Origin of the sequence: Acinetobacter entericus, assembly GCF_026168575.1 — a bacterium.
In the GTDB taxonomy this organism is placed as follows: Bacteria; Pseudomonadota; Gammaproteobacteria; order Pseudomonadales; family Moraxellaceae; genus Acinetobacter; species Acinetobacter bouvetii.
The window spans coordinates 45289-65514 of record NZ_JAPEQW010000017.1 but is presented as its reverse complement, the minus strand read 5'-3'; the positions used below and the strand labels follow the sequence as shown (position 1 = coordinate 65514).

The 20226-nt window shown below is 45.3% G+C and carries 19 protein-coding genes; 12 read left to right on the top strand and 7 right to left on the bottom strand.

All coding sequences use genetic code 11. The features are described from left to right. Positions 1 to 171: 171 nt before the first annotated feature. From OKC24_RS13340 to OKC24_RS13320, 5 genes are all read left to right on the top strand, one after another. The gene (locus OKC24_RS13340; RefSeq protein WP_131277314.1) at positions 172 to 981 is read left to right on the top strand and encodes a GNAT family N-acetyltransferase; all 810 of its coding nucleotides are present in this window, start codon (positions 172 to 174) and stop codon (positions 979 to 981) included. Between the two features lie 83 nt (positions 982 to 1064). Further along, a complete protein-coding gene (locus OKC24_RS13335) occupies positions 1065 to 1913 on the top strand; it encodes a class II glutamine amidotransferase (protein WP_131277292.1) in 849 nt (282 codons plus the stop codon). 289 nt (positions 1914 to 2202) lie between these two features. Continuing rightward, a complete protein-coding gene (locus OKC24_RS13330) occupies positions 2203 to 2658 on the top strand; it encodes a bacteriohemerythrin (RefSeq protein WP_130147229.1) in 456 nt (151 codons plus the stop codon). Positions 2659 to 2802: 144 nt separating this feature from the next. After that, entirely contained in the window at positions 2803 to 3885 is a 1083-nt protein-coding gene (locus tag OKC24_RS13325; protein ID WP_131277289.1) for a hypothetical protein, read from the top strand. Then, positions 3885 to 4211, top strand: coding sequence for an RnfH family protein (locus OKC24_RS13320; protein ID WP_130147233.1), 327 nt, complete (start codon positions 3885 to 3887; stop codon positions 4209 to 4211). The genes OKC24_RS13325 and OKC24_RS13320 overlap by 1 nt, the downstream gene beginning before the upstream one ends. 42 nt (positions 4212 to 4253) lie before the next feature. Here the strand turns inward: OKC24_RS13320 and OKC24_RS13315 are convergent, their stop codons facing one another. After that, positions 4254 to 4652, bottom strand: coding sequence for an outer membrane protein assembly factor BamE (locus tag OKC24_RS13315; protein ID WP_130147235.1), 399 nt, complete (start codon positions 4650 to 4652; stop codon positions 4254 to 4256). 112 nt (positions 4653 to 4764) lie between these two features. Between OKC24_RS13315 and fur the strand changes: the two genes are divergently transcribed. Further along, entirely contained in the window at positions 4765 to 5202 is a 438-nt protein-coding gene (fur, locus tag OKC24_RS13310) for a ferric iron uptake transcriptional regulator (protein WP_005011743.1), read from the top strand. A gap of 76 nt (positions 5203 to 5278) precedes the next feature. On the opposite strand, the gene OKC24_RS13305 is transcribed toward fur, so the two are convergent. Further along, positions 5279 to 6400 (bottom strand): PilT/PilU family type 4a pilus ATPase, encoded by a 1122-nt coding sequence (locus OKC24_RS13305; RefSeq protein ID WP_130147237.1) that lies wholly within the window; start codon positions 6398 to 6400, stop codon positions 5279 to 5281. Between the two features lie 30 nt (positions 6401 to 6430). Further along, the gene (locus OKC24_RS13300; protein WP_130147239.1) at positions 6431 to 7468 is read right to left on the bottom strand and encodes a type IV pilus twitching motility protein PilT; all 1038 of its coding nucleotides are present in this window, start codon (positions 7466 to 7468) and stop codon (positions 6431 to 6433) included. Positions 7469 to 7591: 123 nt separating this feature from the next. Between OKC24_RS13300 and OKC24_RS13295 the strand changes: the two genes are divergently transcribed. The 3 genes from OKC24_RS13295 to OKC24_RS13285 all read left to right on the top strand — a co-directional run bounded on the left by OKC24_RS13295 (position 7592) and on the right by OKC24_RS13285 (position 10338). Continuing rightward, positions 7592 to 8284 carry a YggS family pyridoxal phosphate-dependent enzyme gene (locus OKC24_RS13295; RefSeq protein WP_130147241.1) on the top strand — a complete coding sequence of 231 codons (693 nt, stop codon included), beginning with the start codon at positions 7592 to 7594 and terminating at the stop codon, positions 8282 to 8284. A 283-nt stretch (positions 8285 to 8567) separates the two neighbouring features. Beyond that, complete coding sequence (locus OKC24_RS13290) at positions 8568 to 9365, top strand: thioesterase family protein (protein ID WP_131277286.1); 798 nt, start codon at positions 8568 to 8570, stop codon at positions 9363 to 9365. A 166-nt stretch (positions 9366 to 9531) separates the two neighbouring features. Continuing rightward, positions 9532 to 10338, top strand: a complete 807-nt coding sequence (locus tag OKC24_RS13285) for a hypothetical protein (protein ID WP_131277283.1) — start codon at positions 9532 to 9534, stop codon at positions 10336 to 10338. Between the two features lie 42 nt (positions 10339 to 10380). Here OKC24_RS13285 and OKC24_RS13280 read toward each other — a convergent pair whose 3' ends face one another. The 3 genes from OKC24_RS13280 to OKC24_RS13270 all read right to left on the bottom strand — a co-directional run bounded on the left by OKC24_RS13280 (position 10381) and on the right by OKC24_RS13270 (position 15726). Next, positions 10381 to 13977: an AAA family ATPase gene (locus OKC24_RS13280; protein ID WP_131277280.1), complete on the bottom strand. Its 3597-nt coding sequence runs from the start codon at positions 13975 to 13977 to the stop codon at positions 10381 to 10383. Positions 13978 to 13986: 9 nt separating this feature from the next. Then, positions 13987 to 15240: an exonuclease SbcCD subunit D gene (locus OKC24_RS13275; protein ID WP_130147249.1), complete on the bottom strand. Its 1254-nt coding sequence runs from the start codon at positions 15238 to 15240 to the stop codon at positions 13987 to 13989. A 159-nt stretch (positions 15241 to 15399) separates the two neighbouring features. Beyond that, positions 15400 to 15726 (bottom strand): VOC family protein, encoded by a 327-nt coding sequence (locus OKC24_RS13270; RefSeq protein WP_252151923.1) that lies wholly within the window; start codon positions 15724 to 15726, stop codon positions 15400 to 15402. A gap of 371 nt (positions 15727 to 16097) precedes the next feature. On the opposite strand from OKC24_RS13270, the gene OKC24_RS13265 reads away from it, so the two are divergent. From OKC24_RS13265 to OKC24_RS13255, 3 genes are all read left to right on the top strand, one after another. Next, positions 16098 to 17048, top strand: a complete 951-nt coding sequence (locus tag OKC24_RS13265) for a sensor domain-containing diguanylate cyclase (protein ID WP_130147251.1) — start codon at positions 16098 to 16100, stop codon at positions 17046 to 17048. A gap of 359 nt (positions 17049 to 17407) precedes the next feature. After that, entirely contained in the window at positions 17408 to 17857 is a 450-nt protein-coding gene (locus OKC24_RS13260; protein WP_005011717.1) for an ABZJ_00895 family protein, read from the top strand. Positions 17858 to 17923: 66 nt separating this feature from the next. Next, complete coding sequence (locus OKC24_RS13255; RefSeq protein WP_130147253.1) at positions 17924 to 18826, top strand: TIGR01777 family oxidoreductase; 903 nt, start codon at positions 17924 to 17926, stop codon at positions 18824 to 18826. 118 nt (positions 18827 to 18944) lie between these two features. Here OKC24_RS13255 and thiO read toward each other — a convergent pair whose 3' ends face one another. Next, positions 18945 to 20090 carry a glycine oxidase ThiO gene (gene thiO, locus OKC24_RS13250; RefSeq protein ID WP_130147255.1) on the bottom strand — a complete coding sequence of 382 codons (1146 nt, stop codon included), beginning with the start codon at positions 20088 to 20090 and terminating at the stop codon, positions 18945 to 18947. Positions 20091 to 20226: the final 136 nt, after the last annotated feature.

The following is a 20226-nucleotide window of genomic DNA, read 5'->3' as shown; positions in this document are numbered from 1 at the left end:
ATGACGGCTGTTTACCGAATTTAAATCCGGTAAAATTGAAAGCCATCTTAAAATATGAATGCCAGTCAATACAGATATTGACTGGCATTTTTATTGTCTGCAGATTGGCTGTAAGTCATGAAAATGTCATCGGGATTGCCTAGTGTAGAAAAAAAATTTGGGCTGTTTATGATGTTGGATAAATTAAAAAATCAGTATCGTCAAAACTTTATATTTCCCTTAGAACAGAAATCCGCGCAAAGCGGATCCTATGAATTTGAATGGATCGAAAATTTGCAGAGCCTGCAGGAAGCGCAGCGCTTTCGGGCGGCGCAGTTTTCGCAGCAATTTGGCATAAAGTTTGAATCCGGCTTAGATCAGGACTTCTATGATTTTGGCTGCGAACATGCCGTGCTGCGGGATAAATGGAGCAATGAAATTATTGCTTATACGCGCTTAAAATTATTTCAAGGTCATGAACTTGCTCAGAGCTATAGTCAGCAGGAATTTAAAATAGCAGATGAATTTGAGCGCTTCAGCAATATTGTTGAAATTGGCCGCACCTGCGTGCATCCGCGTTACCGTTCGGGTAAAGCGTTATCAGCACTTTGGCTGCATTTGATGCCGAAAGTCTTATGCGAAATGCGCGCAAAACACATTATCGGCTGCGTCAGCATCCGCCTGAGGGGCAATGAAGCGCGGGCCTATCATACCCATCAGCGGATGAAGAATCTGCCCTCGGCGTCCAGCTGCGCTATTCAGCCGCAGCTGGCCTTTGAGCCGCCGTATCCGCAATGCGGCTTTCAGCAGGATGAGCGGATGCCTAAGCTGTTTGATGTGTATTTAAAAATGAATGCTCAGCTGTCTGCGCAGGCATATTATGATGAAGCGTTTAATTGCTTGGATTATTTTGTCTATTTGGATGCGGCGCGGCTGGCCACAGATTTTATTTTGCAAAAAAAAATGATTACTAAACCCTTATTAAATCACAAAAATTCATAAAGAACGCTGATTTTCCCGTTTGAAATGGCATAAGGACTCATGCAAAATAGCACTGTGGTTGATTAAACAGATGATAAAGACTTATGTGCCAGCTGTTAGGGATGAATTGTGCGACACCGACGGATATTACCTTCTCATTCCGCGGCTTTTCTCAGCGCGCGGGGATTACTTCTGACCATTGTGATGGCTTTGGCATTGCATTTTTTGAAGATAAAGCTTGCCGGCTTTTTGCTGATAACCAGTCTGCTGTTGAGTCACCGATTGCAGAGCTGATCCGCAATTATCCCATTAAATCACGTAATGTGATTGCGCACATCCGCAAAGCGACGCAGGGCAAAATCAATCTTGAAAACGCTCATCCATTCAGCCGTGAGCTGTGGGGGCGGCAGTGGATTTTTGCCCATAATGGCGACTTACATGATTTTCATCCCGAACTGGCAGGACGTTTTACGCCGGTCGGCAATACCGATAGCGAGCGGGCATTCTGCTATCTGCTGGAACAGCTGGTAAAACGCTTTGGCTATACCGAACCTTCCTTGGATCAGGTTTTTGATGTGCTGTTGGAAGTTTCGCCTCAAATCGCTGAACATGGCACCTTTAATTTCTGCCTATCCAATGGACAGGCGCTGTTCGCTTACGCTATTACTAAATTGCACTGGCTGGTGCGCGAATATCCATTCAAGCCTGCGCAGCTGATTGATCTGGATGTTGAGGTTGATTTCAGTGAAGTGACAACGCCCGAAGACTGCGTAGCAGTCATTACCACTGAGCCGTTAACGCAGAATGAAGTGTGGACGGCTTTTGAACCCGGTGAGCTGATTTTGTTTCAGCATGGCCGGCCAATTCGCCACGGCAAAACGCATATTGAGCGTTTGGAGCGAGAGCGTTTAGATCCGTCTCTGAAGCGGGTGACGAAAGCGGATCAATATTAATTCAGCTGGACTTTATTGCGGGGATTACTGTCTGCATTGGCTGAAACCGCAAGAGCTTAACTGTATTAATGTATAGTCTCATTAAATTATAAATAGTTGAATTGATTAAAAAATATCTTAGCTTTATGGTCGGGTATTTTAATAAATAGCTTGTAAAACAATAAGGTATAAAAAATAGAATCAATATTGCATAAACCCGAGTATTTCACTTCATTTTTATTTTTTCAATTTAGCTATATCATTAATTTTAATGTGATTTATCTTTTAAATTGTTACACAGGTGGTCGGAATGAAAATGAAATGGGTTCCAGAATATAATACCGGCATCGATGTGATTGACGATCAGCACAAACGTATTTTGGACTACATCAATGAAATTGATGGTGTTGATGCCCATGTTGATCGTGAACGAGTAAAGCAAATTCTTGAAAATATTATTGATTACACGCAATCACATTTTACTTTTGAAGAGTCTCTTCAAGAAGAGGCAGGCTATAAATACCGCGTACCGCATAAGCGCGTGCATGATTTGTTTATTAAAAAGATTGAATCATACCGCGACCGTTTCGAGCTGGGCCATTCCATTGAATCTGAACTGCATGAAGTGCTGTCAAAATGGCTGATTAATCATATTCAGCATGATGATGCAGATTATGTCGGCGCAGTAAAAGAAAATATGATGGGCATTATTAAAGAAAAAGAGAAGAAAAAAGGTAAAAACTGGTTCTCCCGGTTTTTCTCATAAAATTAAAATAAGAGTCAATAATTAGAATTAAAATGTGAATACAACTTGGCGCAGCAAATCACTGTTATGGTGATTTGCTTTTTGTTTTTGATTTTCAGCCTTGAGCAGGGCAAAATAGCGCTAGATTTTATAAAGGAATGCATCATGCAGGATCATGCTATGTCAAAATGGTTATCGCCTCTGATGGCATTTTGTCTGTCGTTTATTGTGATTGCCACTTTGGCGCCGATGACCGGCATTCAAATTGACCGCCAGCTGGATTTTTGGATGCTCTGGCTCACTGCAATGCTGATTCTGGCATTGCCGGTCTGCTATTTAGAGATTGCTCTAGCAAAACGCTCTAAAACAACTGCATTACAAGCCTTATCTAATTTGACACGCGATGCGGACGCATCTCAAAAATGGCGTTTAGCAGGCTGGTTCGGTGCAGTATTTATTCCGTTTCTGGCAGGGGGAATGCTGTCGAATTCCGCTCAGATATTAAATTTTTCCGCAGGGTTCAGTGCCGCGCCTAATATTTTGTTTGCGGCATTGGCAGTTGCCGCTGTCGCTGCTTCTTTTATTCCGCGTCAATTGACGGTGCTTTTGACTGCTGCTGGTGTATTGGCCGCTTTGGTTTTGGCGAATGCCTTCGGCACAGCACTGCCTGCGTGGCATGTCACATCCGTTGAGTTCAGCGAATGGGGCAGTGCATCTGTACTGGCTTTGGTGGCAAGCGGCTTGGGTTTAGGCCTGTATTGGCAAAGCAGTTTGTCAGCCATTCAAACGCAGGATTCTGCAACGAAATCCGCCTTGCCGATTTGGATTGCGCAGCTGCTGGCCGTTGTAGCGTTCGGCTTCTTTGCCGTGGCTTCGGTTATTCCTGCTTATATTTTAACATTTGCAACAGTAATGGCTGCCGGCTTGATTTTAAATATGGCGCGTGAGCAGCTGCAGCAGCGCCAATTGCAACTGCCTGTGCAATGGTTAATTTTACTGGCGGCTGTATTTGCCTGGGCGATTCCGCAAGTCACAGCTGTTTTCAATCTGGTCTTGATGCTGTGGGGTTTAGTGATTTGCCTGATTTATGCGGTATTTGCGGGATGGATTATGAAAATCAGCCATTTGCGCAAAGCGATGAATTTCAGCAATGAAGCGCTTTACAACATTTGGCGCATTGCGGTGCGTATCGTGCTTCCTGTAGCCATTATCGCTGCGATGATCGCTGTGATTGGAAAGTTCTTCTGATGACGGCGCAAGCGCAGGTTTGGGTAGCATTTGCAGCTGCGGATCGGCAGTTTCATCTTGCTGTTCCTTTTAAAGATGGCATGACGGCTTTAGATGCGATTGAACAAAGCGGAATTGCGGATCTTATTGACTTGCCTGAACCGCTGCGGCTGGGAATTTTCGGCGCGCATTTGCAAAATCATCATCAGCTTTTGACTGCTGGCGACCGTGTCGAAATTTACCGGGCCTTAACCATTAATCCGAAAGATATCCGCCGCAATCGGGCAATTAATCATCCAGTTGGGCGCTTTAGTCAGGGAAATCGCTTTAAACAATTGAAGCAATAAGAAAAACCCCTCAATGAGGGGTTTCTTTTTATCTTAAACTGACTATAGTGGAGGCGCATTTAGAATCGCTTCTTTAGAACCTGGCAGGCCCGGCTGAGTTGCAGGAATAGTTTCCAAGCCTTCAACTTTTTCTACAATGCCTTGCTGGTTAAAGTAAATTTTTAAATGCTGCCCTTGCGCTGCCGAGATCTTTGCTTTTTTTGCGTAAGTGCCTGGGGTATAGTTGTAAATGTAGTCCCAGCGTAAAGGATTCATTGGATCTGTAACCGTTGGGCTGCCAAGTAAAAAGCGGACTTGCTGGAAGCTCATGCCAGGCTGGATTTTAGCTGCTTGCGCTTGTGTTAAAGGCGTTCCTTGAGGAATATCAACTTTATAAACGCCCAAGGTTGAACAGCCTACGAGCAATGAAGTGACGAATAACGTCAGCATGAGTTTTTGCATTTTGCTACACTATCCCAAATTAATTATGATGCATTTGATCCAAGGATAGATCATACTGCATCTAAAGTTTGTTGCATATTCCAACTTTAATTTTGTTGAGAGACCTTTTTTCATGCCGATATCAAACCAAGATTTACGCAAAGCTGGACTTAAAGTTACGCTTCCACGAATTAAAATATTGGAATTATTAGAAAATTCAAGACAACATCACTTAAGCGCGGAAGATATTTATAAGACTTTACTTGAACAGGGTGAAGATGTTGGTTTAGCAACTGTTTACCGTGTGTTAACGCAATTTGAAGCGGCAGGCATTATTCAGCGCCATCATTTTGAAAACAATCATTCTGTTTTTGAGATTATGCAGGAAGATCACCACGATCATATCGTATGCCAAAACTGTAACAAAGTGGTGGAATTCACCAATGATGTAATCGAGCATGAACAGCATGAAGTGGCGAAAAAATTCGGCTTTGAATTGACAGGCCACTCATTGAATCTTTACGGTTACTGCGATGCGCCAGAGTGCCGTGACGCTTACCGCAAGAAATAGTCTGATAACGGAAATTCAGCGCTGAGCAATAAAAAAACAGGCTTCATCAGAAGCCTGTTTTTTTTTCAGCCAACTTTTAGGACTGACCATCAAACGTAATATTTGAGCTGGCATGCAGCAGGCGGTCACCGCCTTCTTCAGACAGTTTGATTTGCAGACGCAAGTCGTTGGGTGAGTCTGCATGTTTGAGCGCATCTTTGTAGGTAATTTGCTTGGCTTTATACAAGTCAAACAAAGCTTGGTCAAAGGTTTGCATCCCCAATTCACGCGAACGTTTCATCAAATCTTTAATTTCGTGCACTTCTCCCTTGCGGATCAGGTCTGAAATCAGCGGAGAGTTGATGAGGATTTCAATGGCTGCGCGGCGTGAGCTGCCGTCTGGCGTTGGAATCAGCTGCTGCGCCACCATCGCTTTCAAGTTCAGCGATAAATCCATGAATAATTGGCCATGGCGGTCGGCTTCAAAGAAGTGAATAATCCGGTCAATGGCTTGGTTGGCATTGTTGGCATGCAGCGTGGCAAAAACCAGGTGGCCAGTCTCGGCAAAGGCAATCGCGTAATCCATGGTTTCACGGGAACGGATCTCGCCAATCAGAATCACATCCGGCGCCTGGCGCAGGGTATTTTTCAGCGCGATTTCAAATGAATCTGTATCAATGCCGACTTCGCGCTGCGTAATGATGCAGCCTTTATGCTCATGAATAAATTCAATTGGATCTTCAATGGTAATAATATGGCCATGTGAATTTTCATTGCGGAAGCCAATGATTGAAGCCAGTGACGTGGATTTACCTGTACCGGTTGCGCCAACAAAAATGATAATGCCGCGTTTGGTCATGGCCAATTCTTTTAAAATTGGCGGCAGTTTCAAGTCATCCATGGTCGGAATGACGGTTTCAATGCGGCGGAGCACCATGCCAGGCTGGTCACGCTGCTGGAATGCGCTGACACGGAAACGTGAAGATTTGTCTTTGTTGCTGATGGCAAAGTTGCATTCGCGTGTATCCGCAAACTCCTTGCGCTGCTTGTCTGACATGATGGAGTTGAGCAGCTGGCCGACTGTCGCGCCTGGCAGCTTGGTAGAGCCAATCGGCATAATGGTGCCGTTGATTTTAATTGAGGGCTCTACATCAGCGGTGATAAATAAGTCAGATGCTTTTTTCTCGACCATGTAGTCGAGCAAGCCGTTAAAGTCCATAAATAGTCCCCAATGACAGTATTATTATGCTTATAGGAAAGATTCAGGCTGTTTTGCAGCTGTACGCGCAACTTGCGGGCTGATGATGCCTTTAGAGACTAAGCCTTTTAAGCTTTGATCCAGCGTTGTCATGCCGTAGTTTGCACCTGTCTGAATGGCCGAATACATTTGCGCCACTTTGTTTTCACGAATCAAGTTGCGGATGGCTGGAATACCGATCATGATTTCATGCGCAGCAACACGCCCACCGCCATTTTTCTTCAGCAGCGTTTGTGAAATAACCGCCTGCAAGGATTCTGACAGCATGGCGCGAACCATATCTTTTTCTTCAGCTGGGAAAACGTCAATCACACGGTCAATGGTCTTGGCAGCAGAGGTGGTATGCAGGGTGCCGAAGACCAAGTGGCCTGTTTCAGCGGCAGTTAAAGCCAAGCGGATCGTTTCAAGGTCACGCATCTCGCCGACCAGGATAATATCGGGGTCTTCACGCAATGCTGAACGGAGCGCTTCGTTAAACCCATGGGTATCGCGATGGACTTCACGCTGGTTGATCAGGCATTTTTTTGATTCATGCACAAATTCGATAGGATCTTCGACGGTTAGAATATGGTCATAACGGTTGTCGTTGATATAATCCATCATTGCTGCCAGCGTGGTTGACTTACCGGAACCCGTTGGCCCTGTAACCAGTACAATGCCGCGCGGATATTCACAGATCTCCTTAAAGATTTGACCCATGCCTAAGTCTTCCATAGAAAGGACTTTTGACGGAATGGTCCGGAATACCGCGCCTGCGCCGCGGTTTTGGTTGAATGCGTTGACACGGAAACGGGCAACACCGGGCACTTCAAAAGAAAAGTCTGTTTCCAGCTTTTCTTCAAAATCCCGGCGCTGCTTATCATTCATAATGTCATAGACCAGTTTGTGAACTTCTTTATGTTCCAAAGCCGGTAAATTAATGCGGCGGACTTCGCCATCGACACGGATCAGCGGCGGCATGCCTGCCGATAAGTGCAAATCTGATGCACCATTTTTGGCCGAAAATGCCAGTAATTCTGTAATGTCCATAATATCCCCGAGAACGTTTAAATCTTAATTATTTTGATAGAATAATAAGGCTTTCCCTCAGCTTAACCAACTGTTAGTTAAAGGGCAAAGAAAAAAAAGATGAATGAAATGAGAACCCCGTCAATGAATACACTTCAACAAGCAAGAGATCAGGTCCTGTGCCAGATTCGGCAGGCCTGCGCGCAGGCTGGACGCGATGAGCAGACGGTGCAGCTGCTGGCTGTGTCCAAGACGCATCCGAGTGAAATGCTGCAGGAAATGCATGCTGCGGGCCAGCGTGCTTTTGGTGAAAATTATTTGCAGGAAGCTTTGGAAAAAATAGAAGCGCTGGCAGATTTAAACATTGAATGGCACTTTATCGGGCATGTGCAGCGCAACAAAACCAAGCAGCTGGCCGAAAAATTTGCCTGGGTGCATGGCGTTGACCGCTTAATTATTGCTGAGCGCCTATCTAGCCAGCGTGATGTTTCGCAGGAGCCTTTAAATATTTGTCTGCAGGTGAACATTGATGATCAAGACAGCAAAGATGGCTGCCAGCCCGCTGACGCTGCAGAACTGGTTGCCCAGATCAGCCAGCTGCCGCATTTGTGCTTACGCGGCTTGATGTTGATTCCGGCGCCAAATAATCCGCAAGCCTTTGCCGATGCGCGTCAATTATTCGACCTCGTGAAAGACCAGCATGCGCATCCTGAAGACTGGGATACCTTAAGCATGGGGATGTCAGGCGATATGGCTGAGGCGATCACCGCCGGTTCAACCATGGTGCGTGTCGGCACCGCGCTGTTTGGCGTCCGCGATTATTCCAAGCAGGCCTGATTTTTGATAAGAACAGGCTGCCGCAATTGATCCTCATTTGATAACCATTGACCCAAAAATTGCTGATGAGGAGATGATTCAGCAATTTTTTTGCAGCACAGATTGAAAATGCGTCACGCGCAGCAGGATATATTTATCAACGAATAGAACCTGCGGGTTCAATTTCGGCTTTAAAAGTTGAACTTTCCATGAAAATTGCGTACAAAACAGGCAGGATCTGGCGTTAGATTGCTTGATCTTCTGAAGATGAAATGACTAAATTTACAGAACAAAAGGAAGATTCATGGCCGCTTATTATCAATTAATTCAAAGAGAAACGGAAAGCGATGGAACTGTCGCAGCATTATACTGTTCGACCCTCTCTGCGCAGGGCGCGTGGAATGAACACGAGCAGCATATGGCGCCTGCAACCGGAATTATCTGTGCTGAACTGGATCGTTTTTTCCCGCGCAATGACATGCGTATCGGCCGCATCAGCCTGGATATTTTCGGCTTGATTCCAGCGGGGGAGTTCAGCATTCGAACAAAAGTGATCCGTCCGGGAAAAACAATTGAATTGATTGAATCTGAGATGAGTGCGCAAGGGAAAGTCTGCATTGCGGCGCGGACTTGGCGCATGATGATGCAGGATAGTCAAAGTGTCCAAGGGCTGGAAGATATGTTTGTGGAAGGGCCTGAGCATGCGCCAATTTGGGAAGGAATTCACCAGTGGCCAGGCGGCTATATACAATCGATAGAAGCGCGCAGCCATGAGCGGCGTGCAGGCAAGGGCATTGTTTGGATCCGCACCCAGCATGAAATGATTGAAGGTGAAAGCAGTTCTGATTTTGTGCGCTTGATGGGCATGGTGGATACGGCCAACGGTATTGTGCCAAGGCAGGATTGGCCGTTTAAATGGGGCTTTCCGAATCTGGATTTGCAGATTCATTTGCACCGCATGCCAAAGGGGCAATGGCTTGGGCTGGAAACTGTACAGCAATATGGCGATGATGGCATCGGCTTAAGCAGTTCGGTTTTACATGATGTGAATGGCCCTTTTGGCCGCAGTGAGCAGATTTTAACGCTGCGGAAATTGGCTTAACGCCGCCATCGGTTTCAATAGCGCTGCCGCAGAACGGCAGCAGCAGGCAAGGTTTTATTGCCTGCTGCTTTACAGGGGCTTTGCATAAATCAACAATTTGCTGCGTCATTGAGTTTTTGATACCCGTATACTGGTGCTTATAAATATTCTAATAAAGGCCAGCGCAATGACACGGATTCAAATGAGACTATGGAGCATTATCTCCAGTATTTTTATGCTTATTTTAACGGCCTGCAGTTCCACAGCGGTACACTCTCCAAGTGATGCATCACAGAACATGCAAGCTGCATCAGAAATGGCCAGTGCGGATTTGGCACAGCCTGCAGCCAGCCGTGCGTCGCTATCTTCAGGCAACAGCCGTATTTTGACTGAACAGCGCTTGGGGACGAAATGGGGCGATGATATTAATTCACCCATTACTCAAGTGAATTTGAAGCGGCTTAGCGCTGCGCCAATTGCTGAGACGCAAATCCGCTATGCGGACAAGCCATTTTCAGGGCGCGGCATTAACGGTATTTCTTTAGCTTCCGGAAAAATCAGTTTTTCTGTGGTAGATGACCGCGGGCGTACCTTGCCGCTGTACCGCGATGGCCAGCAGTATTTTCTGTCAGCCCGCGAGGGGCAAAGCTACGTACTGAAATACAGCAACAGCAGTGCGCAAACCTATGAAATTGTTGCCAGTGTGGATGGGCTGGATGTGATTAACGGTCAAAGGGCGTCACGCTACAACAGCGGTTATGTGCTTCGGCCCTACAGCAGTTTGGCAATAGAAGGCTTCCGTAAAAGCAATGCCGCAGTGGCTTCTTTTACTTTCAGCAAGCCTAAAGATGCTTATGCTGCCAATTCGGCCAATGGTTCTATTTATAACACTGGCGTGATTGGCACAGTGGTATATGAATTGAATGCACCGCGCGGGGTGGCGCAGCCTGAAGGGCAATATGCGCCTGCGCCGAATGCATTTCCTGCAGATTAAGCGCTTAATTGTCATGGCCAGTGCGGATTTGGCCGCGCCAGATCAGCACACCACCGCAATGGTGCTGGCGCCTGCGCCTAGTGGCTGCACCTGAATCTGCACAGGTATCCTTTCGTGCATCTCCTGAATATGGGAAATCAGCACCACTTTACGGCCTTGATTCTGCAATTGATCGAGTGCATTCATCACCATATGCAGGGATGAGGCATCTAAGGTGCCAAAACCTTCATCGATAAACAGTGATTCAATTTTCATTGAACCCGACGCCATATTGGCAATTGCCAAAGACAGGGCAAGGGCGGTGAGGAAGGATTCGCCGCCGGACAGTGAGGCCACGGAACGGGTTTCTCCATCCATATCATGGTCAATAATCGCTAAACTGAGCGAATTCTCTAAACGCTTTAAAGTATAGCGCTGTGACAGCAGCGCCAATTGCTGGTTGGCATGTTCCAGTAAAATATCCAAATTATATTGCTGCGCATAATCACGGAATTTTTTACCTGTGGCATCTCCCATTAATCCAGAGATTTTGCCCCAGCGGTGTTCTTCCTGCTGGATTTTCTGAATCTGATCGGCAAATTGCTGTTGCTTTGTCACATTCTGCTGATGCAGCTCAAGTTTAAGTTTGAGCTGATCCCGAATTTCCAGTTGCGCACTTAGCATTGCAGCATTGTCTGAAATCAGCTGCAGCAATTGCGCTAAATCAATTTCAGGCTGATGCGCCGCATGTTCTGTCTGCTGCTCTTGCATGGTTCTTAATGCAGAACTTGCCTCATTCAATAAGCGTTCAGCATTTTGCAGTTGCTGGCGGATTTGCTGTTCCTGAGCCGGGCTGATCTGTGTCAATTGCGTTAAATCATCAAGGTTAAAATCAGTATGCTGAGCCAGCCAGAGTTGGATCTCTTGGCTGGCGTGCTGCGCATGATTTTGATTCTGCTGCTGCTGCGCTTTAAGCTGTTCAAGCTGGCTCTTTTCTTGTTCAAATTGCTGCCGCAGCTGCTCAAAGCTTTGCTTCAGTTGCTGATAAAGGTTTTGAGCCTGCTGACGATTGCTATCATATTGAGCCAGCCAGTCACTGGGTTTTACATCTGCCAATCCCGTCATTCGCTGAATCAATTGAATGGCTGTTTCTGTATTTTGCTGCCCTTGGGCTTTGATTTCATTCAGGCCTTGCACAGTATCGGCAATGTGCTGTGCCGTATTTTCAATATTCAGCAGCAGTGTTTTAAGCTGCTGATTTTGAAGGTCGAGCTGTTTGGACTGCCGTTCTGATTGATCAAGCTGATGAAGACGCTGTTTGAGTTGCTTCAAAACCTGTTGAGGAGCCGCAATGCTCTGCTGTTGCCAAGCCGTTTTTTCGCTATCATTGAAACAAGCGACAATATGTTGAACTTGGTTCTGCCAATGCTGTGCGGTTTGAATCAGGTGTTCAGTCTGTTGAATTGCTTTATCCAGTTGCTGCTGATGCTTAATGCTTTGCATCCACTGATTTGACTGCATTTCAATCTGTTGAAGATCAGTCTGAAATTGCGCAGTGAGATGATTCAATTGCGCTGTAATTTCAGCTTGAGTGAGAGCAAAATCAATGTGGATATGGGCAGTTTGAGTTTGTTCAAGTAATGCTTTTTGTGCGGTGGAAATTTTATCCGCAGCGCTTTGAATCGAAACTTTGAATTGTTCCAATTCGCTGGTCAGCTTGGTTAAATGCTGTTGATTCTGCTGCCAGATGTTTAAACATTCTTGCTCTTTGAATGCTGCTTGCTGTTCTTGCTGCTGCTGTAATTCAAACAGCGCTTTAGACACAGCAGAATCATCCACTTTGTACGGATGTGAAGTGCTCCCGCAGACCAGACAAGGTTCATCATCTTTCAGTTCTGCACGTAAATGTTCAACATTTTCAGCATGCAGTAAGCGCTGCTGCTGCAAGATTTCTTGCAGTTTTAAACGTGCATTTTTGGCGGATTGAAAATCATGTTCAGCATCCAATGTGCTTTTTTCAAGCTGTTGAAATTTGACAGATGAAGCCGCTAATTTATCTTGAAGCAGTTGAATATCCATCTGTAAATCAAAAAAATGCGTCAAATTTTGCCGAATCACATCCTGCTGATTGCGCTGACTGATTTTAAAATCACGCTGCTGACGGGCCTGCTCAAGCAGGCCTTCAAGCTGTTCAATATTGCCAAATTGCTGAATAGATTGTGCGAGCTGATGTTTTTGCTCTGCTAAACGATTCTCAGCCTGCGCCACATTGCCTAATTGATTTTCAATATTCTGATATTGCTGAATAAATTGCTCTAACTGTTGTATGTGGGCAGTTAAGCCCTTATCCAAACTGGAAAATTGTTGAGTTTCTGCAAGCTGTTGATGCAAGGTGTTTTGCTGTTGATTTGCATGCTGAATCTGCTGTTCCAGCGCTTGTTGCTGCGTTAACAAGGGGGCTTTGGCTGTTTCTAATTCGGTGAGTTTTGCACTGATTTTTTTATATTCACCTGCAAAAAAATCACGTTCCTGAACACATTTGCGAACTTCGCTTAGCGATTCACGGTGAATGTTTTCAAAGTTTTGCTGTTCAGTGAATGCTGTTTCAGCTTGGGTAAAACGTGATTTTTCAGTTTCAAATTGGCTTTGAATGCTGTCAAAAAGCTGTTGCTGTTTCTGAATTTGCGGGGCAAGTTGCTGTTCTGTTTTAAGCAATTGCTGCTGTTGAAACACAGTGGGGCGAATGCTTGAAAATATTTCCAGGCGGCTTAAACTTTCACGTTCCGGGGCTAAATCCTGTTGCGTTTTGAGCTGAATATTGACAAGCTGCTGTTTGAGAAGGATCTCACGATCCAATTTTTGCTTTCGGTCAAACCATTGCTGCTGTTTTTCAAGCTGTGATTTATCCGTATTCAATTTCTGATGTTCAGCATCCGCTTTTTGAAACTGAGCTGTGAATTCAGCGACTTGCTCCTCTGACAATAATTCAATATGCCCTAACAAGTTTTCTAAATCTTTGCGCTGCTTTGCAATATCGGCTGTTTTTCGAAAGGCCAACTCACCAATTCTCCCAAAAATTGAAGAGTTGGTCAGATATTCCAATAATTCACCGCGTTCATTGTCACGGGCTTTTAAAAAAGCCGTGACTTCAGACTGCGCTAGCAGTACCGCCCGGGTGAATTGCTCAAAGCTCAATTGGGTAATTTTAAAAATACCGGCATCAACGGCTTTGGCTTTATCCGCTACGACTACGCCATCGGTCAGGCATTTTAAATAGCGCTGCACACTCTGTAATTTGCCATCGGCTTTTTCACGCGAACGTTTAATTTCCCAGCGGGCTAAATACTGTTTTTGATCTTGTGCAATAAAGGTCAATTCTGCAAAGCCATGCGCCGTGCCGCGGCGTAAAACGGTGAGGGGCGAATTGGTTAAAAGCTCTGAACCATCCACATCCTGCAGTTTGCCGTCACTGTCTTTTAAACGTGGAATTTTATTAAAGAGCGCGAGGCACATGGCGTCTAAAATGGTCGATTTGCCTGCCCCTGTTTTGCCGACAATCGCCACCAAGCCTGCTGAAGCCAAAGGTTCAGATTCAAAGTCGATAAAATGTTCACCGGAAAGCGATGCCAAGTTTTTTATGCGGATTGATAAAATTTTCATGGCAAATCCTTAAGCCTCATGCTCATTTTCAAGTGTTTTTTCAGCTTCCTGCACCAGGCAGAGAAAGTCTTTTAACACTTCATCATCATTTGAATAGCCTTGTTTCTCCCAAATTTGCTGAAAGAGCTTTGCAGGGGTTGGCGGCTCTAAACTGATTTGAGTATTTTCATCGCCACTTTTTTCTGAAGCTAAATATTGCCGTGAAATCCGCACCAGACGGTAACGGCTTTTCGGCAGGGCATCCTCAAATTGCTGACGCAAATTGGGCTGCGGCGGTACAGCCGTATGATATTCAATATCGACATATTCACGATGGTCAATATTGTCAATTTCACCATGCGGCAAGGCTTTTAATTGAGTAAAGACATCATTCAATTCACCTTTAATTTTATGCAGTTGCACACTGCGCGGAATGACAGCGGCTTCAAATTGAAGGCGTGATTCATCTGTCTGAGTTGGATCAATGGCTGCTTCAACTATTTGATGCTTATAGTTGATTTCACTAAAAGACAGCGGAATCGGTGAGCCGCTATATCGGATATGCTCTTGTCCAACTTTCTGAGGCTTGTGCAGATGGCCCAGCGCCACATAATCAATGGCATCATCAAAAAGCGCTGTCGAAAGGGCTTCTTCATTGCCAATAATAATCGGGCGTTCCGAGTCAGATGTTTCGCCGCCCTGCATATGGGCATGTGACATTAAAATCAGCGCCTGATCCGCTGTTTTGCGCTTTTTCGCTTCCGTGATCAGCTGCTGATGCAGGTAGGCGATGGCATTTTGGCTGCTGGCGGTTTGTTCATTAAATCCTGTAATTTCAGCGGGGCGAAGAAACGGCAGGGTTAAACACCAGGCAGCAATCTTTTTATGTTCATCATAAATGGGCACCAGCAATCGGTCTAAGTCGATCTGACCCTCTGCATTTTTATGAATGACTCCGACTGTTTTGGCATTGTATTTTTCAAGCAAGGGTTCAACTTGTTCAATGCGGTACCCTGAGTCATGATTGCCTGCAATCATTAAGGTTTGCATATTGGGGGCAATGTCATGCGCGTCTGCTAAGAATTGATAGAGCTGTTTTTGCGCAGCGGATGCAGGGTTGATGACGTCAAAAATGTCACCGGCAATGAGCAGGGCATGCGGCTGTTTTTGCTGTATTTGTTTAATTAACCATGCCAAAAACTGTTCATGTTCATACTGACGGGAATGGTTATAAAAGAATTGCCCCAAATGCCAGTCGGATGTATGAAAAAAGCGTACAGTCATGTGAACTCAAGTGTTTAAAATGCCCTGTATAACTTAGCATAATTTCATTGATTCGAGATGCAAGAACATTGCTGCGCGGCATGCTGTGTCTGCAAAATGATTTCCATCTCAATATGTGAAGGATAGGCAGCATCAGCTGGGCTGCTGCTGCCGGTTTTTTTATTTTGCATTTGCATCCACTTGAACCAGTCCAAATGTCTTGTTATCAGGATCAAGAAAATAGCCTTGCCAGCATTTGCTGGGAATGGCGAATTTTTCCATCGCAATTTTTCCCTTTAAAGCCAAGATTTTTTCTGCCGCCGCATCAAAATCTTCTACTTCAAAGGAGCAGGTAAAGGTATTCGTTCCGCAATGGGTTGGCGGAACTGGCGCTGAACGCGCTAATAATCCGCCATGCATTGCCGCCGTTTCAATTTGATAGTATTCAATGGGCAAGCCTTCAACTTTCGTGAAATTCCAGCCAAATACCCCGTGATAAAATTTTATTTAGCGAGATGGATTAGATGACTGGATTTCGAAATAACAGAGCTGATTCATCCTAGACCCTCATTATGGTTTTGCCGCTGCATATGCATAAAATAATTAGATCCATTCTTCTGCTGTTCAGCACGGCTGCGCTGAAATAACGTGGTTTATCATTAAAAAATTAAAGCATTTTTTTGAATTTTGACATATGAAGCAATGTTGCTTTATTGTGTGAGAAACATGCATTGTTATTCAAGGCATTGTATTAATATAAGCTAAAGCCAGATGCTCAGTGAGTTGATCATGAGTAAAGAAAAAAGCAATTTTTTTCTGTAAATATCATAAGAATTTAACTTATTTACAAAAAGTGCAAATCAGCGCCAGGCCGAAATATGATGAACTATCCTTTTGATTCAGAAAAAATGTCGAATGACATGATTTATAAAACCCTCATTGAGTCGACTTTAGCGATTCCATGGAGCATTGATTGGGAGACTAAAACGTTTAGCTATATTGGGCCGCAGATTGAAAAACTGCTGGGCTGGCCGCAGCATTCATGGCAGTCCGTTCAAGATTGGGTTGACCGCATGCATGAAGATGACCGCGATCATGTTTTTAATTACTGCGTTTCTCAGTCAATTGCAGGGCTGGATCATGAGGCCGATTACCGGGCTTTGAAAACCAATGGCGAATATACCTGGATCCGCGATGTCGTGCATGTGGTGCGCAAGCCAAACGGAGAGGTAGACAGCCTAGTCGGATTTATGTTTGATATTTCTGCGCGCAAGCGTCAGGAGGACCGGCTGAAAGCCATGCAGCGAAAACTTGAAGAGTATTCTTATAAGGATGGCTTAACGGGTGTTGCGAACCGCCGCTTATTTGATGAATATTATTCGCGCGAATGGCTGAATTCACTCCGAGTGCAAAAGCCGCTGTCTTTAATTATTGCGGACATTGACTATTTTAAACAATATAACGATGTGAATGGCCATATTGTGGGGGATGCCTGCATTCAGCAGATTGCGCAGCTGCTGGAAAGCAGCTGCATGCGTCCGCGGGATTTGGTAGCCCGGTATGGCGGTGAAGAGTTCGTTATCGTTTTGCCTGAAACAAATTTAAAAAATGCGATAGAAGTGGCGGAAAATATTCAGCGGGCAGTCAAAGCCGCGGCTTTACCGCATAAGGCATCGCCCGTTTCGGATCAGCTGACCTTAAGTTTAGGCGTGAAATGCATTTTGCCGAGCGAAGAAAGCGGTCAAATGAACTTTTTAAGTTTGGCGGATGCCAATTTGTACAAAGCGAAAAGTCTGGGGCGCAACCGTTATGTCGCCGATCTGGCATAAGCGGCTGCACAGAACTTCAATGTTTGGGACAGTTTGGGGAGAGGAGGAACCCGTGCGCGATGCAAAATTTTCCCATGCACAAAATAAAAGACCAGCGATTCGAGTGATAATAAATCGCTGGTCAAAAAAATTATTTCAAATTTAAGCTGTGGCTGCTGTTCAAAACTTAAATCTGAAATGAAGCTTATTGCTTTAAGAAAGGTCACCGAAACATTGTGGATGCCAGTACAAATCATCGGTTGCTACAGACCTTGTAACCTATATAACGCATAGGGCTGCAGATCGGTTGACAATAAAATGAAAAAAAAGTCATTTTTTTTTATACTGCTGTTAATCTTTTTTCTCTGGTCATCGTTCAGATGTCTTTAAAACGCTATTTCATTATATTTTTTCTGATTTGTTTGGTGCTGACCTGCATTTGCGGCGTGCTGGCGGCGTTAATGCCTGCCGGTGTCGGCGGTATTTTAACCGCTGTTCCGTATCTTGCGGCCATGATTTGGGTGCTGTTCCACTTTTTAAAACGGAATCAGCGCGCGCCTACGCAAGCGGAACGCAAGCGCCTGACTATGGGCTATACCTTGATTTTTTGGGGCTACAACATTGCTTTTCAAATTATAGGTGTTGCTGTATTTGCAATGCAAGATCCTGAAATTTGGCAGAATTTTCTGCTTTATCTGCAGCAGGCTCAATTTCTCAGCATTGTGCTGATTATGGCGCTGCTGCTGGCTATCCCGCTATATGTATTGACATACTGGTTTTATGGGCCACAGGCGAAACGCATGTCAGTGAAGATGTTTGGACACGAATAAGCACTTGAATGCAAATAAATCTTATTTTATATCTAGGATAGGTATTTATAACAATGAGATGGCGTCATGCTTAAAGAGCGGGTACTGATTACAGGCGCAAGCGGGTTTATCGGCACGCGGCTGATTGAATATTTGCTGTCGCAAGATTATGCCGTGATTGGTTTAAGCCGGCAAAAGAATTTAGTTTCGCGCCATCCCGATATGCAGTGGATCAGCCAGCTGGATGAACTGAAAAGCGATCAAATTGACTATGTGATTAATTTGGCGGGCGAAAGTATAGGCAAGGCGCGCTGGACCGATGCGCGGAAACAGCAGCTGATCCAAAGCAGGGTCAAAATGACTGAAAACTTATACCGGTATTTAGCGCAGCGCCGTATTGTGCCCAAGTGTATTATTTCGGGTTCAGCGGTCGGCTATTACGGTATTGATGCCGATGAAAAATGGCAAAACGCCTGTACAGAAGAGTCGAACCCGCAGACGATCTTTCAGTCTGAATTGTGCCAGCAATGGGAAAAAGCGGCGCAGCAATTTACGGATCAAAACACCAAGATTATCCGCTTGGGCATTGTACTGTCGGCTAAAGGCGGGATATTGCCGCAAATGCTGCGTCCGATCCGCCTGAATTTAGCAGGCAAAATTGGCCATGGCAGGCAGCCTTTGGTTTGGGTGCATATTCAGGATGTGCTTCGGGCGATTGAATTTTTAATGACCCAGCCGCTTGAAGCTAAAGTATTTAATTTAACTGCGCCAGAACGGGACAGTCAGTCAGAGTTTGCCGCATTGGCGGCGCATCAGCTGAAAAAACAGCCGTTGCTGTCAGTTCCGGCTTGGGTCATGAAACTGATGCTGGGAGAGCAGTCTCAGCTGGTGCTGAATGGGCAGTATGTCAAACCGCGTGCGCTGCAAAATGCCGGATTTGAATTTAAGTTTCCAACGCTAAAAGAAGCGTTGGCGGATTTGCTGGGCTGATCGCAAATACATGCTGGTGTTTAGAACGGATCTCCAAAATTTTGCCATATGAACCAAACATCCCGCTAACATTGAAAATGATGTGCGGGATGTTTCGTCATTTGATGAAGAGATTCATCTAAGGAATTGAAGAGGGATTGATGCCACCGTTTGCGTGCCCAGTTTGCATCAGCCGAACTGGATCATAGGCTGCCGGCTCAACAATTAACGGCTGCTGCAGCATCAGCTGGCGCAGCAATTGCGCAGACGCAGGCCCCATGCACAAGCCATTGCGGTAATGGCCAAAATTGGCCCAGAGGTTCTCTAAATTGGGCATTTTGCCAATATAGGGGATTCCCGTTGGGGAGCTCGGACGCAGCCCCGCCCATTGTTTGACGACAGGAAAATCGGACAGTTCTGGCACCATGGCCAGACTGGCTTTGTAAATGTTCTGCTGTGTTTGCGTTGACGGGCGCTTATCAAATCCCAAATGATTCATGCTGGAACCGCAGACAATATGGCCGTCTGCGCGCGGAATGAGGTACATCACCTCATTCATGCACATGGTGGGCAGCCAGTTTTCAGGCGTTTTAAACAGTAGCATTTGCCCTTGCACAGGCTCCACGGGAATAGAAAGATGCAGCTGATTTGACCAATGCTCCGACCATGCACCGGTCGCAATCACAAATTGATCGGCTTCAAAGCTTTGGCCGCAAGGTGTGCGGACCGACTGAATTTTATGCGCTTGGATCTGGAAATGGTCAATCCAGGTATTTTCAAAAAACTGCACATTGGGATGCTGTTTTAAGTACGCAATAATGGACTTCAGCAGGCGCGGATTGCGCACATTGGCAATCTGCGGAAAATAAATGGCCTGCTTCAGCTGTTCAGAAACTCTGGGATTAATCTGTTCCAGCTGCTCGTGCTGCAGATATTCACAGCGCTGCATGGGTTCCTGATATTTAGCGGCATAATTCAAGCCAATTTCAAAATCATCTTCATCGAAAATCAGCATGCCCGTTTCATGAATTTCAAAATCAATAGCTGAAATAGGCTTTAATTTGGCATTCCATGCTTGGTATAGGCTTTTGCCGTGTTTGGCAAGGTCATTGACCGCTTGCGGATAGCGCCAGGGGTACATCGGGGAGAGAATGCCGCCGCCAGCCCATGAGGCTGCTTTACCAGCAGACTGCTGATCAAAAATTGCGACGGAACAGCCTTGTTCGGTCAGTTCCAATGCAGACAATAAGCCGCTAATGCCTGCACCAATAATGGCAATATGCATTCTGTGTTGCTGTTTTAAAAATTTGCGCTTATTAGAGCATATCAAAATAGTTATGGCGACTGCTTTGGCTGATAAACATGCCGAGAAATTGAAAGCTTTCTTATGAGTTTAATAGATAATTAAGCCACGAAAAAAT

Coding starts and splice junctions, on each gene's coding strand:
- OKC24_RS13340 (WP_131277314.1), top strand. CDS start 172: ATGTTGGATAAATTAAAAAATCAGTATCGTCAAAACTTTATATTTCCC.
- OKC24_RS13335 (WP_131277292.1), top strand. CDS start 1,065: ATGTGCCAGCTGTTAGGGATGAATTGTGCGACACCGACGGATATTACC.
- OKC24_RS13330 (WP_130147229.1), top strand. CDS start 2,203: ATGAAAATGAAATGGGTTCCAGAATATAATACCGGCATCGATGTGATT.
- OKC24_RS13325 (WP_131277289.1), top strand. CDS start 2,803: ATGCAGGATCATGCTATGTCAAAATGGTTATCGCCTCTGATGGCATTT.
- OKC24_RS13320 (WP_130147233.1), top strand. CDS start 3,885: ATGACGGCGCAAGCGCAGGTTTGGGTAGCATTTGCAGCTGCGGATCGG.
- OKC24_RS13315 (WP_130147235.1), bottom strand. CDS start 4,652: ATGCAAAAACTCATGCTGACGTTATTCGTCACTTCATTGCTCGTAGGC.
- fur (WP_005011743.1), top strand. CDS start 4,765: ATGCCGATATCAAACCAAGATTTACGCAAAGCTGGACTTAAAGTTACG.
- OKC24_RS13305 (WP_130147237.1), bottom strand. CDS start 6,400: ATGGACTTTAACGGCTTGCTCGACTACATGGTCGAGAAAAAAGCATCT.
- OKC24_RS13300 (WP_130147239.1), bottom strand. CDS start 7,468: ATGGACATTACAGAATTACTGGCATTTTCGGCCAAAAATGGTGCATCA.
- OKC24_RS13295 (WP_130147241.1), top strand. CDS start 7,592: ATGAATACACTTCAACAAGCAAGAGATCAGGTCCTGTGCCAGATTCGG.
- OKC24_RS13290 (WP_131277286.1), top strand. CDS start 8,568: ATGGCCGCTTATTATCAATTAATTCAAAGAGAAACGGAAAGCGATGGA.
- OKC24_RS13285 (WP_131277283.1), top strand. CDS start 9,532: ATGACACGGATTCAAATGAGACTATGGAGCATTATCTCCAGTATTTTT.
- OKC24_RS13280 (WP_131277280.1), bottom strand. CDS start 13,977: ATGAAAATTTTATCAATCCGCATAAAAAACTTGGCATCGCTTTCCGGT.
- OKC24_RS13275 (WP_130147249.1), bottom strand. CDS start 15,240: ATGACTGTACGCTTTTTTCATACATCCGACTGGCATTTGGGGCAATTC.
- OKC24_RS13265 (WP_130147251.1), top strand. CDS start 16,098: ATGATGAACTATCCTTTTGATTCAGAAAAAATGTCGAATGACATGATT.
- OKC24_RS13260 (WP_005011717.1), top strand. CDS start 17,408: ATGTCTTTAAAACGCTATTTCATTATATTTTTTCTGATTTGTTTGGTG.
- OKC24_RS13255 (WP_130147253.1), top strand. CDS start 17,924: ATGCTTAAAGAGCGGGTACTGATTACAGGCGCAAGCGGGTTTATCGGC.
- thiO (WP_130147255.1), bottom strand. CDS start 20,090: ATGCATATTGCCATTATTGGTGCAGGCATTAGCGGCTTATTGTCTGCA.